6 protein-coding genes and 4 pseudogenes are annotated in these 17,670 nt (G+C 58.1%); 2 read left to right on the forward strand and 8 right to left on the reverse strand.

Features of this window, described 5'->3' with window-relative positions:
• Positions 1 to 28 precede the first annotated feature (28 nt).
• Positions 29 to 782: pseudogene (cutC, locus tag ACTBDU_RS02705) on the reverse strand (copper homeostasis protein CutC).
• A gap of 100 nt (positions 783 to 882) precedes the next feature.
• Here cutC and ACTBDU_RS02710 point away from each other — a divergent pair.
• Positions 883 to 1,963, forward strand: a pseudogene (locus tag ACTBDU_RS02710) (MalY/PatB family protein).
• Between the two features lie 63 nt (positions 1,964 to 2,026).
• On the opposite strand, the pseudogene ACTBDU_RS02715 reads toward ACTBDU_RS02710, so the two are convergent.
• Together ACTBDU_RS02715 and ACTBDU_RS02720 are read right to left on the reverse strand one after the other, a co-directional pair.
• Positions 2,027 to 2,548 (reverse strand): annotated as a pseudogene (locus ACTBDU_RS02715) (VOC family protein); the annotation flags it as partial.
• Between the two features lie 179 nt (positions 2,549 to 2,727).
• Positions 2,728 to 3,863, reverse strand: a protein-coding gene (locus ACTBDU_RS02720; protein WP_438805469.1) for an IS3 family transposase whose coding sequence is annotated in 2 segments (ribosomal slippage) — positions 2,728 to 3,617 and positions 3,617 to 3,863 — 1,137 coding nt in all. Because the reading frame shifts where the segments join, the coding sequence is not laid out codon by codon here.
• A 267-nt stretch (positions 3,864 to 4,130) separates the two neighbouring features.
• On the opposite strand from ACTBDU_RS02720, the gene murJ reads away from it, so the two are divergent.
• Positions 4,131 to 5,672 carry a murein biosynthesis integral membrane protein MurJ gene (murJ, locus tag ACTBDU_RS02725; RefSeq protein WP_438805470.1) on the forward strand — a complete coding sequence of 514 codons (1,542 nt, stop codon included), beginning with the start codon at positions 4,131 to 4,133 and terminating at the stop codon, positions 5,670 to 5,672.
• Positions 5,673 to 5,913: 241 nt separating this feature from the next.
• Here murJ and argS read toward each other — a convergent pair whose 3' ends face one another.
• The 5 genes and pseudogenes from argS to ptrA all read right to left on the reverse strand — a co-directional run bounded on the left by argS (position 5,914) and on the right by ptrA (position 17,580).
• On the reverse strand, positions 5,914 to 7,644 hold the full coding sequence (gene argS / locus ACTBDU_RS02730; RefSeq protein ID WP_438805471.1) for an arginine--tRNA ligase: 1,731 nt from the start codon (positions 7,642 to 7,644) through the stop codon (positions 5,914 to 5,916).
• A 385-nt stretch (positions 7,645 to 8,029) separates the two neighbouring features.
• Positions 8,030 to 9,165 (reverse strand): IS3 family transposase gene (locus ACTBDU_RS02735; RefSeq protein WP_438805472.1). Its coding sequence is split into 2 segments (ribosomal slippage): positions 8,030 to 8,919 and positions 8,919 to 9,165, totalling 1,137 coding nucleotides; the frame shifts between segments, so codons are not numbered across the junction.
• A gap of 68 nt (positions 9,166 to 9,233) precedes the next feature.
• The gene (gene recD / locus ACTBDU_RS02740) at positions 9,234 to 11,099 is read right to left on the reverse strand and encodes an exodeoxyribonuclease V subunit alpha (protein WP_438805489.1); all 1,866 of its coding nucleotides are present in this window, start codon (positions 11,097 to 11,099) and stop codon (positions 9,234 to 9,236) included.
• A 16-nt stretch (positions 11,100 to 11,115) separates the two neighbouring features.
• On the reverse strand, positions 11,116 to 14,676 hold the full coding sequence (gene recB / locus ACTBDU_RS02745) for an exodeoxyribonuclease V subunit beta (RefSeq protein ID WP_438805473.1): 3,561 nt from the start codon (positions 14,674 to 14,676) through the stop codon (positions 11,116 to 11,118).
• Positions 14,654 to 17,580: pseudogene (gene ptrA, locus ACTBDU_RS02750) on the reverse strand (pitrilysin). Before ptrA ends, recB begins: the two are co-directional and overlap by 23 nt.
• Positions 17,581 to 17,670 lie beyond the last annotated feature (90 nt).

The raw sequence follows: 17,670 nt of genomic DNA on the forward strand, positions 1-17,670 counted from the left end.
TTAAGCGTGTGCGCGGCAAAATTGCTTGTCATGCCGGACGCGTCGCAACGGGCAACACGGTCAGCGCGTGTTTCATGTTGGCTACCATCTTACTGTCTACACGGTAACGGCTAAATTCATCCGCTTCGCTGCCGGCGCTCATGCTTACGCCCGCTTTACGATAGCGCATGCCGAAGGGGACGAATTGCCCGCTGGAGCTGTGCAGCTCCTGGATGCTGCTTTGCACGAATTTGTGCAGGTTGGTCAACCGCATGCCCGCCCCCGCCATAATGATTGGACTACGGCTTAGCTCGGTCAGTTCCCTCAACAGGGCTAAACCCGCTTCAGCGCTTTGCTGCCGACCGGAGCTGAGAATGCGCGCGACCCCCAAATCGGTTAACTGCCGCAGCGCCTGATAAGGATTAAGACACATATCAAAGGCGCGATGAAAAGTGACGTCCATAGTACCCGCAAGGTACATGATGCGCCGCATACGCGCCAGACTGACGTGGCCGTCTGCATCGAGCAGCCCAATCACCAATCCCAGAAAGCCCATATCGCGCACCTGCGCGACGTCATTTAGCATTACCTCAAATTCGGCGGCGCTGTAGCAAAAGTCGCCGCCGCGGGGACGGATAATGGGGTGGACCGGCAACGCGATCGCGGACCGCCTGCAGCGTTCCAAAGCTGGGCGTCAATCCCCCTTTTTTGGGAACTCAACAAAGCTCAATCCGGTCCGCGCCTGCTTGCTTAGCCGCTATGGCGCACTCCGCACTATAGCAGCAAACTTCCAGTTTTGGCATGGTATACTACTCCTTTCTTGACGGCCCTCATCAGTGGCATAGCACACTATGCCAGCAAACGGCGGTGTTTTAAGTTTTTCAATTGTGCAGGGAAATGACTATGCTATTCAACTTCGATGAATGTATCGACCGGTGTCACAGCAATAGTTATAAATGGCAAAAGTACGCCGGGCGGGGTGTCATTCCGCTGTGGGTGGCCGATACGGATTTCCGGTCGCCGCCCTGTATTATCGAGGCGTTGCACGCCCGTGTCGATCATGGCGTCTTTGGTTATGGAGCGCCGCCAACAGCGCTCAGCGACATTTTTATAGAACGGATGCGCGAGCACTATCAGTGGGACGTCAAGGCGGAATGGCTGGTGTTTCTGCCGGGGATGCTCAGCGGCCTGCATCTGGCGGTCCGTTCGCTGACCGAGACGGCGGAGGCGGTTGTTATTCCCAGCCCTATTTATCCGCCGTTCCGCGCGCGACCGCCCGTAGCGCAGGTCGTCCACAGCGCCTGGCGCCGATGCGTCTTGTTAACGGGCGCTGGTGCGTCGACTTCGCCGCCGCCGATCCAGCGCTTTCAGGCGACGAACGCCTGCTGATGCTCTGCAATCCCCATAATCCCGGCGGCACCGCCTATCGCCGCGAAGAGCTTATGCAGCATCTTGCCTTGGCACAAACGCACGATCTGCTGGTGTGCTCTGATGAAATCCATTGTGATTTATTACTGACCCCGGGCTGCGCCATATCCCCTTCGCCTCCTTGAATGAGGAGGCGGCGCAGCGCAGCATTACCCTTGTGTCGCCCTTAAAAAGCTTCAATATCGCCGGCCTGGGAGCGTCGGTGGCGGTGATCCCGAACCCGCGTTTACGTATGAAATTCGCCGCACAGCGCGCCGCCAACGCCGCCTGTGCGCAATGGTCAAGCCTGGCTTTCACAGCAGTTGGACTATCTGCGCGGCAACCGCGACCGGCTGACGGAACGCCTGCGAGAAATGCCCGGCCTGACGCCGGCCGGCCCCGAGACAACCTATTTGGCCTGGATTGACGCCAGCGGTCTGGACGTGGACAACCCGCACGCCTTCTTTGAACAGGCGGGCGTCGGTTTGTCCGCCTCAATTTCGGCTGTCCCAGAACGGTGCTGGATACCGCTTTGGATCGCATGGTCCACGCCTGCCAACAGCGCCGGCGGGCATAGCGCTCCGCAGCCCTGGGCCGTTAAGGATGCTCGACGATAACGATATCGTCGCGGGGCGTAAAAGTAAAATTTCACGGTGACGCGCCCGTCGCGGACCGCCAGCGTGGGATTGGCTAACGTTTCCGCCTGCGCCTGCGCCTGCGCCTGCGCCTGCGCCTGCGCCTGCGCCTGGCTTTGCTTGATGCGCAGAGTCGGTGAGGCCAGCGCCTTATCCGACAAGAGCGCCGGTGCCCGCGCAAACAGGGTGTCCGCCTCGCCCGGCAGCACTATTTCGACATGTTCCCATCCTTCATGAGGATAACGCCGCGCGCCGGGCCAGGGTAACTCGATGCAAGGGATAGTCTGCCCGCCTAAATTCAGCGCCGCCGTCAGTTCAAACAGCGCAATCTGACGGCCGTTAATTTTTGCTTCATGCAAAAGATAACCACATTGAGAAAAACCGTGATACCACCGCTGTGCCGTGACGTTTTGATGACAGCGCACCGCAATATGATCAATAAGAAAAGCTTCTGGCAAAATACCCAATCTATTAGTTAACGCACATAGTTCCGCTTCAAAACGCGGAAAATCGATTTTCAAATCCAATAATTATGGAACGCCGGTTTAATTCATTTTTTTTATTCTTAATTGTCTTTCCAACTCTCATCGCACCAGCCGTCGCGCCCGGTGTGCCGTGCCGGTCGCCGCTTCGTTCTCCCGGCCAGGGACAGGACTTGGCGCAATTGTAGTGGCCAACTAAAACTGGCCACCGCGTTAGCGTTTTTCTAGTATCTATTTTCTGATTCGTTTGGTGGCAACCCAGCGTTATATTTATGCGGCCTGAGTGCGCTGTAATATCCCACGATATAGTCGGTAATTTCATGAGCTGCTTCGCTGAAGCTTATGTAGCCCGTTACCGGTATCCACTTGTTTTTCAGACTTCTGAAGAAGCGCTCCATCGGACTGTTATCCCAACAGTTACCACGCCAACTCATGCTTTGTTTGATCCGGTAACGCCATAGCAACTGTCGGAACTGCCGACTCGTATAGGGGCTACCCTGATCGCTGTGGAACATCACTCCGGCTGGTTTACCACGTGTTTCCCATGCCATTTCCAGTGCTTTGATGGTCAGTTTGCTGTCCGGGGAGAACGACATAGCCCAGCCCACCGGTTTCCTCGCGAACAGATTAAGAACAACCGCAAGGTATGCCCAGCGTTTCCCGGTCCAGATATACGTCACATCGCCGCACCATACCTGCTTTGGCTCCGTTACAGCGAACTGGCGCTCAAGATAATTCGGGATCGCAACATGCTCCTGACCGCCACGCTTATACCTGTGCGTCGGTTGCTGACAACTGGCCAGCCCCAACTCTTTCATGAGCCTGCCTGCGAGCCAGCGCCCCATCCGGAAGCCTCTCTGGGTTGCCATAATGGCGATACTTCTCGCGCCAGCGGCACCATGGCTGATACTGTGTGGTTCATGAACCTGACTGCGCAATACCGTTCGCCTGCCGTCTGGCCTGTCAGGACGACTTTTCCAGTATTTGTAACTGCTGCGATGAACCCTGAACACGTGGCAGAGTGTGGCCACAGGATAATGCGTTCTGAGTTTCCCGATTAACGAGAACTGTTCAGGGAGTCTGACATCAAGAGCGCTGTAGCCTTTTTTAATGTTTTGTTTTCCATTTCAATGCGTTGTACCTTCTTTTTGAGCTCACGTATTTCGATTTGTTCCGGGGTTATGGGAGAGGCTTTTGGCGTTTTCCCCTGTCGCTCATCACGCAGTTGTTTTACCCATTTCGTCATCGTAGGAAGGCCGACGTCCATGGCTTTTGCTGCTTGTGCGGCGGTGTAATTTTGGTCGACAACCAGTTGAGCGGATTCGCGTTTGAATTCAGAACTAAAATTTCTTCTTTTCATTGGTGCACCCGTGTTGTTCTGAAGTGAGCATATCACCTCTGTTCAGGTGGCCAAATTCAATGTGTCACTACACCCACTACAGCCACTACAAGAGTACCTCAGAGTAAGAGAGTGCCTCATACCCGCTGCGATGGCGACGGCGATAACGGACAGTGGCGATTTTCTCCGGGCAGGGTAAACTAAGCGCACCCATAAGGCTCAGGATTTGCCGGACGGCGCGCTACCTTCTAGGTCGACGGCGTCCAGGCGGAACAGAAAATTAACACCATGAATTTATTGAAATCGCTGGCAGCGGTCAGCTCCATGACACTTTTTTCCCGCGTTTTGGGGTTTATCCGCGATGCCATCGTCGCGCGAGTATTTGGCGCGGGTATGGCAAGTGACGCCTTTTTCGTTGCCTTTAAAATTCCTAATCTGTTGCGGCGCATCTTCGCCGAAGGGGCCTTTTCACAAGCCTTTGTTCCTATTCTGGCGGAGTACAAGAGCCAGCAGGGCGATGCGGCGACGCGCGTATTCGTCGCCTATATCGCAGGCTTGCTCACGCTGGTGCTGGCGCTGGTTACCGTGGCCGGTATGTTGGCCGCGCCCTGGGTCATAATGATCACTGCCCCGGGGTTTATCGATACGCCGGAGAAATTTGCCCTGACCACGGCGTTGTTACGCGTCACGTTTCCCTATATTTTGCTTATTTCCCTCACCTCGCTGGTGGGGGCGGTCCTTAATACCTGGAACCGCTTCTCGGTGCCGGCGTTTGCGCCGACGTTGCTCAACATCAGCATGATAGGTTTCGCGCTGCTGGCGGCGCCGCTATTCCATCCGCCCGTTATGGCGCTGGCCTGGGCCGTGGTGGCCGGCGGCGTCCTGCAACTAGGTTATCAGCTGCCGCACCTGAAAAAAATCGGCATGCTGGTGCTGCCCAGAGTACAGTTCCACGACGCCGGCGTTTGGCGCGTTCTGCGGCAAATGGGACCGGCCATTCTCGGCGTGTTCGTCAGCCAAATCTCCCTTATCATCAATACCATTTTTGCCTCCTTTCTGGTCTCCGGCTCGGTATCGTGGATGTATTACGCCGACCGCCTGATGGAGTTCCCCTCCGGGGTGCTCGGCGTGGCGCTGGGGACTATTTTGTTGCCTTCGCTATCGCGTAGCTTTACCAGCGGCAATCATGATGAATACTCCCGTCTGCTGAACTGGGGGTTGCGCTTATGCTTTATGCTGGCGCTTCCCAGCGCCGTGGCGCTGGGGATTCTAGCGCATCCATTGACCGTGGCGCTGTTCCAGTACGGCAAGTTCTCCGCCTTTGACGCCTTAATGACGCAACGGGCCCTGATAGCCTATTCGGTGGGCCTGGTCGGTCTGGTTTTGGTCAAGGTGCTTGCGCCTGGGTTCTACTCCCGCCAGGATATCAAAACGCCGGTACGCGTGGCAATGATTACGCTTCTGATGACGCAATTAATGAACCTGACCTTTATTGGTCCGCTAGAGCATGCCGGTTTGTCGCTGTCCATCGGCCTGGCCGCCTGCCTTAACGCCGCGCTTTTGTATTGGCAATTACGCCGGCAAAAGCTGTTTGAGCCGCCGCCGGGATGGCTCGGTTTTTTCTGCCGGTTGTTGCTGGCGGTCATTATCATGGCGGCGGCGCTTATCGGGCTGCTAATGATGATGCCTGACTGGTCGCAAGGCAGTATGCCCTGGCGGCTGCTGCGGCTAATGGGCGTGGTTGCGGTGGGCGGGATGGTCTATTTCGCCACGCTGTGGCTGGTGGGATTCCGACCACGCCACTTCGCGCGCTCAGTGCAGGTTTACTAGCTTCCGGCTTGGTCAAGTCAATGAACCCTGGTATGCCGATACACTGAATCCTGGCATGCTTAAACATAAAACCCTGGCATGCCAACAACCTCGGCATGCCCCAATCACGCAAACCCCGGCAGGTCCTGAAAGACGATAAGGGTTGGCATAAGCAAAAAAAACCGCTCCGCATCAGGCGGACCGGCGGCTTGGCCAGGGCTGCGCCGACAAACGGCTTAACGCTTCGGACGTTAAGCGTCAGCTACATCCGTTCCACGGTTTCAATACCCAGCAGATCCAGCCCTTGTTTTAGCGTGCGTGCGGTCAGCCGCGCCAATTGCAGGCGGCTTTGGCGCAGCGCCGCGTTCTCGGCATTCAGGATGGGGCAGTGTTCGTAGAAAGCGGAGAACAGCACGGCCAAATCATACAGATAGGCACAAAGTACGTGCGGCGCCCCGTCGCGTGCCACCGTCGCAATGGCCTCTTCCAACTGCAACAGACGAACCGCCAGCTGGGTTTCCTGTTCCGCCTCAAGGCGGATGTCGCCGGTGAGCTGCTGCTCATTCTGGCCGCTGCGTTTGAATATCGAGGCGACGCGGGTATAGGCATATTGCATATAGGGCGCGGTGTTACCCTCAAAACTCAGCATATTGTCCCAGTCAAAAACATAATCAGTGGTTCGGCTTTTCGATAAATCGGCGTATTTTACCGCGCCGATCCCCACCACCTGCGTCAGCCTTGCCAACTCCCCGGCGTCCATGGTGGGGTTCTTGGCGGCGACCAGACGGCGGGCGCGTTCCAGCGCTTCGTCCAGCAGCTCCGTGAGCTTGATGGTGCCGCCGGCGCGGGTTTTAAACGGTTTGCCGTCTTTGCCCAACATCATGCCGAACATGTGGTGCTCGAGTGGGACCGATTCAGGGACGTAGCCGGCTTTGCGCACGATAGTCCAGGCCTGCATCAGGTGCTGATGCTGACGTGAATCGATATAGTAGATAATCCGGTCGGCCTTCAGCGTCTCGTAGCGGTATTTGGCGCAGGCGATATCGGTAGTGGTATACAGGTAAGCGCCATCCTTTTTCTGGATGATCACCCCCATGGGCTCGCCTTCTTTGTTTTTGAATTCGTCGAGGAACACCACGGTGGCGCCTTCGCTCTCCACCGCTAGCTCTTTCGCTTTTAAATCCGCCACGATACCGGGCAGCATGTCATTGTACAGGCTTTCCCCCATGACGTCCGCACGCGTCAACGTCACATTCAGCCGGCCATAGGTTTTCTGATTTTGCGCCATGGTGACATCTACCAGGTTGCGCCACATTTGTCGACAATGCTCGTCGCCGCCCTGAAGCTTCACCACATAACCGCGGGCGCGCTCGGCAAACGCCGGATCCTCGTCGTAATGCTGCTTGGCGGCGCAGTAAAAGCTCTCCAGGCTTGAGAGCTGCATTTCCGCTTCGCCGCCGTCCTGTACCTTTTCCAAATAGGCGATCAGCATCCCAAATTGTGTTCCCCAGTCGCCTACGTGATTGGCCCGAATAACGTTATGGCCCAGAAACGACAGCGTGCGCACCGAGGCATCGCCGATGATGGTTGAGCGCACGTGGCCGACATGCATTTCTTTGGCGACGTTGGGCGCGGAATAATCCACCACGATGGTTTGCGGCGCGACGCTTGCAATGCCCAGTCGCACAGAGGAGAGGGCCGCGGCAAGGTGGTTTGCCAACCAACTCGGCTCGAGAAAAATGTTGATAAAACCGGGGCCCGTAATGTCGACTTTACGGGCGATACCGTCCAACTTCAGCAAACCGACGACGTTTTCCGCCAGCTTGCGGGGCGGCAGACCGAGCTGTTTGGCAATCGCCATGACGCCATTGGCTTGATAGTCGCCGAACTGAGCCTTCGCCGATTGATGCACCTGCGCTTCGCAGTCGGCGGGCGCGCCTGCGGCCACCAGAGCCTGCTGGATTTTTTCTGAGAGAAGAGTGTGGATGTTCACCGGAATACCTTTATTGCATGGGCGGGAGGCAGGCAGAGCGCTGACATTCCCTGGCAACCTGACTACGCCACCGTAACCGGGCGGACACGGTGGTCAGATCCGAAAAATAAACCATGCTTATACCATAATCGGCGGCGGGAGGCAGTAGAGCGGAATGACAGATTCAGTGGACGCGGAAGAAAAAGAGACGTGCCCTCTCGCCGCATCGTGGGAAGCGGGAAAGGTTATCGCGATGCGGTGGCGTTCTTTACGCGACATGCCGAGCTGATTGCAATTTTTAGTGCGTAAATGCTGGATAATGGAATATACGGCGACAATAACCAGCAACAGGCATAAAGTTAATATGTAGTGGTCAACTAAAACTGGTCACCGCGTTAGCGTTTTTCTAGTATCTATTTTCTGATTCGTTTGGTGGCAACCCACCGTTATATTTATGCGGCCTGAGTGCGCTGTAATATCCCACGATATAGTCGGTAATTTCATGAGCTGCTTCGCTGAAGCTTATGTAGCCCGTTACCGGTATCCACTCGTTTTTCAGACTTCTGAAGAAGCGCTCCATCGGACTGTTATCCCAACAGTTACCACGCCGACTCATGCTTTGTTTGATCCGGTAACGCCACAGCAACTGTCGGAACTGCCTGCTCGTATAGTGGCTACCCTGATCGCTGTGGAACATCACTCCGGCTGGTTTACCACGCGTTTCCCATGCCATTTCCAGTGCTTTGATGGTCAGTCTACTGTCCGGGGAGAACGACATAGCCCAGCCCAGCGGTTTCCTCGCGAACAGATCAAGAACAACCGCAAGGTATGCCCAGCGTTTCCCGGTCCAGATATACGGCACATCGCCGCACCATACCTGCTTTGGCTCCGTTACAGCGAACTGGCGCTCAAGATAATTCGGGATCGCAACATGCTCCTGACCACCACGCTTATACCTGTGCGTCGGTTGCTGACAACTAACCAGCCCCAACTCTTTCATGAGCCTGCCTGCGAGCCAGCGCCCCATCCGGAAGCCTCTCTGGGTTGCCATAATGGCGATACTTCTCGCGCCAGCGGCGCCATGGCTGATACTGTGCGGTTCATGAACCTGACTGCGCAATACCGTTCGCCTGCCGTCTGGCCTGTCAGGACGACTTTTCCAGTATTTGTAACTGCTGCGATGAACCCTGAACACGTGGCAGAGTGTGGCCACAGGATAATGCGCTCTGAGTTTCCCGATTAACGAGAACTGTTCAGGGAGTCTGACATCAAGAGCGCTGTAGCCTTTTTTAATGCTTTGTTTTCCATTTTAATGCGTTGTACCTTCTTCTTAAGCTCACGTATTTCGATTTGTTCCGGGGTTATAGGAGAAACTTTTGGCGTTTTCCCCTGTCGCTTATCACGCAGTTGTTTTATCCATTTCGTCATCGTAGAAAGGCCGCCGTCCATGGCTTTTGCTGCTGGCGCGCCGCTGTAATTTTGGTCGACAACCAGTTGAGCGGATTCGCGTTTGAATTCAGAACTGAAATTTCTTCTTTTCATTGGTGCACCCGTGTTGTTTTGAGGTGAGCATATCACTTCTGTGTCAGGTGGCCAAATTCAGTGTGCCACTACAGCGGACATCGGCTGGCCGCACCGGCGGCCAGCCGTTCGATAAGGCCGCTGCGCCGCTGGGTTCGGGTGGCAATGGCGTACTGCACCACCTCGGCGGTGGCGTAGAAAGAGAGCCGCGCCCGCGCCCGCGTCACTGCGGTATAAAGCAGCTCCCGCGTCAGCACCGGCAAGATTTGATTGGGTAATACCAGCGCCGTATGTTGGAACTCCGACCCCTGAGATTTATGTACCGTCATCGCAAAAACCGTCTCATGCTCCGGCAGCCTGCTCAACGGCACCGCCCTGATACCGCCATCCGGCAGGGAAAAGTACACGCGCAGCGTCTGTTCGTCCTCCCGGAGCAAAATACCGATATCGCCATTGTACAACCCCAGCGACGGTGCATTGCGCACGATCATTACCGGCCGGCCAGCGTAGCCGTGGCCAACGTTGCCAAGGGTGAGCAGCTCCGCTCGGCTCAAGGCCTGTTCAATGCGATCGTTAAGACCGGCGACCCCAAACGGCCCTTCACGCAGCGCACATAGCAGGCGGAAGCGGTTGAAGGCGTCCAAAATAGCGGCTGGCGCATCATGACAGCGTACCCGCTGCAGATAGTCCCGGTAACCGCTAACGCAGTCGTCTAACAGGCGCTGATACTCTGCCGTCTCACGCAGCGGGGTGTAGTCTACGTCCGCCGCCGTGCCGTCCTGCAACAGCCCCAGCGCGCCCTTTCCGTCGCCGGCGTTGATCGCGTTAGCCAACCGGCCAATGCCGGAACCCTCGTCAAAGCGGTAGCTTTTACGCAGCAGACATAGACTGTCGGCAACGCCGTAACCATTACCGTGGCCCTCCGCCGGCAGCGTAAAACCCGTTAACCGCGCCAGCTGCGCACGCCGCGCGGGGCTGTAACCGGCCTCGGCGAACTGGCAGATATCCCCCCACACCGCCCCCGCCTCCACCGACGACAGCTGGCAACGATCTCCCAGGAAAATCACCCGCGCCTGCGGCGGCAGCGCCGCAATGGCATTGGCCATCATCGGCAAATCGACCATCGACGCTTCGTCGATTATCAGGATATCCACATGCAGCGGGTTGCCGCGGTGATAGCGCATCCGCTGGCTGTTGGGCTGTGCCCCGAGCAAGCGATGCAGCGTTATTGCCTCGCGCGGCAACCGCTGTTTTTGCTCTTCCTCCAATCCCAGACGCTGCAGCGCCAGACCCAGAGACTCACTTAGCCGTGCCGCCGCCTTGCCGGTGGGGGCCGCCATCAGCATGCGCAAACGCCGACCGTCGCTAAGCTGCAGCAATGCCGCCAGCAGCTTCGCAACCGTAGAGGTTTTACCGGTGCCCGGCCCGCCGGATATCAGCGCCACAGGATGCGTTATCGCGACCGCCGCGGCAATTTTTTGCCAGTCGATTATAGCAGTGTCGCCGGGGAAGTAACGCGCCAGCACCGCGGCGATGCTGGCATCGTCGCCGTCTACCGGCGGCCGCGCCCGGTTGAAGAACTGCGCCACCGCGCATTCATAGCGCCACATGCGCTGTAAATACAGACACTGATTGTCCAAGACCAGCGGCGTCGGGCAGGAGCCGTCGCTGACCGCCGGCGATGCCAGCAGACGTTGCTGCCAATCCTCTTGAGAAGGGCTGCCAGCCTGTAGCCATGCCTGTTGCGCCAGTGGCGGCATTCGGCCGTCAAATAACCGCTCCGGAGTCAATAGCGCCAGCGGCAGGCAAACATGGCCGGCGCCGGCATCTGCGCTAAGCCAGGCGCTGGCCAGCATCAGTGCAGGCTCAGCGGGCGTCGCAAGCATAAGGGCGAATTGAACGTCCAGCGGTCGCCACAGGCGCAACCGTTGCGCCTCGTCAAGAATAGCTTCCATCATTGAGCCTCCTGCGTTAGCCTCTTTCCGCCATTGCCGGCCACGTTGCGCCGGTGAATAACGCGTCGAGCCCGTCTATTAGGACGCTATCTGGGCGGCAGTGGTAAATGCCGTTCCCCGGTTGCGCCGCATCAACGCCGCGCAGAAACAGATAATACACGCCGCCGAAATCGCGCGAATAATGATAGTCCGCCAGACGGTGACGCAGATAGCGGTGCAGCGCTAGGGTATACAGCTGATACTGTAGATCATGGCGGTGGGCAATCATAGCCTGCTCCATCGCCGGCCGGGTGTAGGCGGCGCTCTCTTCCCCCAGCCAGTTGGATTTATAGTCCAGCAGGTAATAGCGGCCCTGCCAGCGGAAAACCAGGTCAATAAACCCCTTCAGCATTCCCTTGACCTGGGGAAAATCCAGCGGTGGGCAGCGTGCCGACAACGGATCGTAGCGCTTGCAGATCTGATCCAGGTCGCGCGCCTGCACCAAAGCGTCGATGGGCAGATAAAATTGCAGTTCAGCCCGCCGGCTATCGGGTGTCAGACGCGCGAGAGAAAGCGAGCCGCCGTCCAGCGGCATAGCGATGATTTTTTCCATCCAGTCCGTTATCACCGGCAACCAGACGGCGTCGATACCCTGTTGTGCTAGCTGTTCGCTGAGCCACTGCGGGTCCAGTGGCCGATTAAAATCCAGGTTTTCAAACAGGTCGTGCAAAAACGTCCCCGGCGCCGCGCCGCGCGGAAAGGTATGCGGCGTCAGCTGCAATGTCTCCTGTTGCCCGCCCTCCTCCGCGGCGTCGATATCCAGTCGCGGCTGTAACTCCATCACCACCGAGCTGCCGTGCCGTTGCAATCCAGAATAGCTGGTGACCCGCCAGGGATCGCGCGGCGGTTCAGGCCCGCGGCGGGCGCTTAGCGCCTGCGCTGGCGCCTCCGCAGGTGTAAGCGGTTGCGCCAACACGGCCTGCGCCTCGCACAAAACAATATCGCCATCGGCGCGGCTTGCCAGCGCAGCTAGCCGTTCGCGCAAATCATCGGCATCGCCATCGTGGCCCTGCTGAATCAGATAACCCGGCGCGCTTAGATGCAGATCGCTGGCGCCGGTTTTTTTACGACTACCGCGATACAGCGGGGCAATGCCGAGACTGCAATGATAAATGGAGCGCGTTACCGCCACGTACAGCAACCGCAAATCCTCCGCCAGCCGCTCCTCCTCCGCCAGTTGCCGACTCTCCCGCGCCGCGCGGAGATCCAGCCAGGCCCAGTAGGCTTCGCGATCGTGGAACAGCGGCCGCTTTTGCACGCGAAAATCGGCCGCGAACGGCAGGAACACCAGCGGGAATTCCAGCCCTTTTGATTTATGTACCGTGATGATTTGCACCAGATGACGATCGCTTTCCAGCCGCAATTGCTGATTCGCCGCCTGCGGGTTAGAAGACGCTATTTGCAACGCCAGCCAGCGGACCAGCGCATATTCGTTCTCCAGCTGTGTCGATGCTTCCTGCAGCAGTTCGCCCAAATGCAGCATGTCGGTCAACCGGCGTTCGCCGCCCTGGCTGGCCAAAAGGGTTTCCGCGATGCGATGGTTCATCATCATCTGACGCAGCATCGGTGATACGCCGCTTTTTTGCCAGCGCTGGCGATAGCCGGCAAACTCCTCAACCCGCTGTTCCCAGCGCCGTTCATCGTTGTTCAGCGCGTCAATAGCGACGGCGTCGAAGCCCAGCAGGCCAGTGGCCAACGCGGTGCGCAGCGCGGTATCCTTCTCTGGCGTCAACACTGCCTGCAAAATCCACAGCAGTTCGCGCGCCTCGGGCGTGTCAAAGACGCTATCCCGGTTAGACAGATACACCGTCGGGATCATCAGCGACACCAGCGCATCGCGCATCAATGCTGCCTCGTGTCGGTTGCGTACCAGCACCGTGATATCCGACGCCTGCAGCGGCTGCCGGCCCCGACGGCCTTCCAACCAGGCCTCTCCCTCACGCGCGGCGTGAAGCCAGTCGCGGATGGTAGCGGCGCATTGCTGCGCCATACACTGTTGGTATTCGCTTACACCCACGCCGTCCCCCGGCTGTAGCCAGACGCGCAGCGCCGGCTGTGGCTGTCGTTCCACGACCAGCCGCAAACAGGCGTTGCTTTCCGCGGCCGCCACCGGCAAAAAGGGGACAGCGCTGAAAATAAACGGCGCCGGCAGGCTTTGGAACAGCTGATTCACCGCATTGATCATCCCCGGCGCTGAGCGCCAGTTAGTATCAAGGGTATAGTGAGCGTCTACTTCACTGCGGGCACGCATATAGGTGAAAATGTCCGCGCCGCGAAACGCGTAGATCGCTTGTTTCGGGTCGCCTATCAGCAGTAGGGCACAATCGGGTTTAGCGCCGTATACGCGACGGAAAATACGGTATTGTTGCGGGTCGGTATCCTGAAACTCATCAATCATCGCTACCGGATAGCGTGAGCACACCGATTCGGCCAAGGCTTCACCACCATGGCCGGCCAGCGCCCGATCCAAACGACTTAGCAAATCATCGAACCCCAGCTCCGCCCGCCGCCGTTTTTCCTGCTCAAGCGCCTGACGCATCTCCGCCAGCGCCATCACAAAAATCAGATCGCGCAGAGACGTCCTGTGCTGATAAAAGGCCTGCACCGCAGCAAATAGCGCATGGTGAGGCGGATCGCCGGCGGTCGTTTTTTCTGTCAATACCGCGCTTGTAAACTGTTCCAGCTCATCAGGAACCTGATAATCGACGGTGGGCTGCTGCTCCGCCCAGCGATTGACTTTCGCCAGCCAGGACGGCAGGTTTTTGCTGCTATAAACCCGACGGTCGAGTTTGTGAGCGTCAAGGAGCGCCGGGATCTCCGCCGCCGCCGCACGCCACTGTCGCTTCAGGTCGTCAATATCGGCAATGATGCGCACATGCCGTGCCAGAATGGACTCGCTTAACGCCGGCGGATCGCGTACCTCCGGCGGCTCTCCCTGCAGATAGGGCAGCAGTTCCGCCAGCAGGTTTTCCGGCCCTTCCCAGTGCTGCTGTACCATACGCGCAACCTCCAGCGGCAACGGATAGCAGTGGCGGCGCCAGAAGTCAGCGCTCACCTGCTGGCGCAGCACCCTTTCATCTTCCACCAGGGTTTGCTGAAACAGCATGCCCGATTCGACGGCGCTGTGGTTCAACATACGCTGACAAAAGCCATGAATGGTAAATATCGCCGCCTCGTCCATCTGTCGCTCCGCCGCCAGCAAATGCAAAGCGGCAAGCCTATGCTCGTCGAGTTGCGCCAACAGTGCCGCCAGCAGCGGGTCATCGCTTTCACCGCGCATGCAGGCCAGGCGCAGCTGGTGGACATTGTCGCGGATACGGCCGCGCAGCTCCTCGGTGGCAGCCTCGGTAAAGGTCACCACCAGTATTTCTTCGACGCTTAAGGGCCGAGGAAACGCCGCCTCGCCGCCCAGCCCGAGCAGCAAACGCAGATAAAGCGCGGCTAGGGTGTGGGTTTTTCCCGTACCCGCCGACGCTTCGACAAGGCGGGTGCCCTGCAGCGGCAATGTCAGGGGGTCAAGGCTCTCGGCGGTCTTCAACGCGTTCGTTTTCCTTAGGTTGCACCGGCAGCGCCTGCTGCAGCGCTGAGGCATCGGGGAACGGAGTCCAGCCGACGGGGTGAGCATAATCGGCCGGATCGTTGCCCGCGCCGCCGCCGGAAATTTCGGACAGCAAGGCCAGCCCCTGCTGCTTGATGAGCGCCTGTTGGTAATATTTGCTCAGCTGCGATTGCGTCAGCGTCCGCAAACGGGCAATAAGGCGATCGCGCGTGTCAAAGCGCATATTATCTCGATCCAGATCGCCGGTATAGAGATCGACCTCTTCGCCCAGCGTCTGGGGTTTTTGCTGCAGCTGGACTATGACGCCCTGCTTGTACTGCTCGAAATCCGCCGGGTCCAGGCCGTCCAGTCGCTTGCCGGTCTGCGCGAAGAATGCCTGATAGCGCTGGTAAAGATACGTCGGCTGATAGCGGCCGCTTTGCAGCACAAATCCGACGCCGGCCCGATCGCCGACAAAGACAGGCAGCATAAAGACGGCATAGCCCAGTTGCTCTTGTGTACGCAATTGCTTGCAAAACCAGGATTCGGCAATTTGCGATAGCAGATAACTGCACGCCATCCCTTCGATGCGATCATAGCCCAGAGGAACATAGACCGCCGCTAGAGCGGAATCGGTGCTGTCGAGCCGCTTCCGGATGACTGCCAAAAGCGGCGTGGCGACGGTGGCCTTGTCGGCGCGCCGCCAGTCCGTGCCTGTCAGCCCCAGGCGTATTTTTAACCCGCGTGAGAACGTTTCAGCCTGCTCGGAGGTCAGATTGCCGACCACCAGCACGTCGAGAGCGGTGGGTTTGATAAGCGTGGCGCGATAGTCCATCACCTCCTGCAGCGTGATGCCGTCGGTAAGCGCCCGCCGCGCATCCCGCTCTATATAGGGAATATCGGACAGAACCTTGGCCGGGATAATCGCCTGAGAGTAGGCTTTACCTTTATCCGTACCGTCCAGTTGCTGACGGAACCAGGTCTTGGCCTGCTGCAGCTGCTGCGCCGTCGGCGATATCGCCAGATAGCGGTCCAGCAGCGTATTCGCCAGCGGCACCAGTCGCTGGGTATAGCCGCTTGCCTTGATAGTCAGACCATCGTTGGCGTAGGAGGAAAAGCTAATACCGCTTACGTAGGCCTGATTGCTCAACTCCGCCAGTTCGAGATTGGAAAGATAGTCGTTTAGTGAATAGAGCACCTGGTTGCGCGCGCTGCTCATGGCAGCAGCATTGCGAAAGTTCAGCGTGATATCCGCGCGCGGCTCGTCGGCAAACGCGCGGCTTGGCATATAGTGCAGCCGAAGCCCCGGCTCATCGATCAGGGTTTCGGGGTGTTCTGGATGACGCGTAGGGTAAATCAGGCTGAAATCGTTGGCGATATAAGGATTTAGCGCCGGTAGCGCAAGCACAAGCGAGCGCTGTGAACGCTGCCAAGAAGCGATCTGCGTTGGCGTCAGCTTACTGACCTGATAAGGGGCATCGACAAAGTAAGCGGTTTTGTCGTGCGGCGCGTCCGGGCTGATGAACCAGACGCGGGCGTGCTGCGGCGTCATGGCGTCAAGGCGCGCAGCAATGGCGGCGGGATCGTAGCGGTCGGCCAGATAAGAGGCATTCAGTACATGTTGCACCGGCACCCGCACCATCGAATCCACCAGCCATTCGATATAGTCCATGTTGCGGGTCATGACCGGGAAACGGAAATCCTGATCCAATACATGGGCAATCTCGTCAAAATAGTGGCGCAGGATCCCCTGATGCCGTAGCAGTGACAAATAAGCGAAGATAGCCACCACCACCCGGTCTCGCTGCGCATACCCTTTGTCGGAAAGGGAGGCGACGATGGCGAAAACACCGCTGTTGCGATTGACCATCGGATCGGCGCCGGCGTCGATGGCGAAAACACCGCTGTTGCGATTGACCATCGGATCGGCGCCGGCGTCGATGGCGTCCGCCAGCTCTTCCTTCTGCAGCCAGTCCGCCAGCGTGCCGGGGCTGCGGTTGCCGATAAGGTAGCTGATGTAAGTGTCCGTTTTGCTGCGAAACGCGGCGCTATTATTGGCGATGGGGAACTCGATGCGCAGCATCTTACGCGGCTGCACCGGTTGGTAATGAATCACGATACCGGTTTGCGCGGCGGTGACTGCCGGCACGGTGATCGGGGGCACCGACGTGTGATGGTTGGCGATACGGCCAAAGGTGTCGGCCGCCACCTTCGCCATTTCAGGCAGCGACTGATTGCTGTAGATGACGGCGACCATCAGGTTGGCGGAGTAATAGCGTTGGTAAAAGTATTTCAGCGCGTCGTGCAGTTGGCTGTCGGGCTTATCGCTCAAGGTCTCGAGATTGCCGCCCGAGAAGCGCGAGCCCGGGTGGGCCGGATTCATGGTTTCAGATCGGATTTGCGGCATGCGCAGGCCGTCGCTGGCGCGCGCCATTCTGAGCTCGGCGTTCACCGCATGACGCTCTTTATCGGCATGAATCGGTCCAGCCTTGGCGCGGCGATGGCGTCCGCCAAGCGGTCGATGGCCGGCTGCAGCGCGTCATTCTCCACCTCCAGGTAAAAGGCGGTCCGGTAGGAGGCCGTGCTGGCGTTATGATCGCCGCCGTGCTTTTTCAGGAATTCAGACAGATTTTCCGGTTCCGGATAATGGCGCGACCCCATCAGGATCATGTGCTCCAGATAATGGGCCAGCCCAAGCTGATTGTGCGGATTCTCCAGCGACCCCACCGGCACGGCCACCGCCGCAAGCGATTTGACCGCCTCCTTATCACTCACCAGCAGCAGCGTCATACCGTTATCCAGCCGAATGGCCTGATACTGCCTGGGATCCTGACTGCTTTTGTGGATGACTTCCCTCACCGGCTGCCATCCGTTTTGCGCCCACCCCGGCGTGGTTGCGCTCATAAAAACCAGAGTGAAACACAACAACCCGTTAACCAATCTCAACATTCCTCTCTCCGATACCTGCTTTGCGGGCCGTTCCTGACCACACTT

The organism is Sodalis sp. (in: enterobacteria) (genome assembly GCF_051710625.1).
Taxonomy (GTDB): domain Bacteria; phylum Pseudomonadota; class Gammaproteobacteria; order Enterobacterales; family Enterobacteriaceae; genus JBPESN01.

Coding starts and splice junctions, on each gene's coding strand:
- recD (WP_438805489.1), bottom strand. CDS start 11,099: ATGGAAGCTATTCTTGACGAGGCGCAACGGTTGCGCCTGTGGCGACCG.
- murJ (WP_438805470.1), top strand. CDS start 4,131: ATGAATTTATTGAAATCGCTGGCAGCGGTCAGCTCCATGACACTTTTT.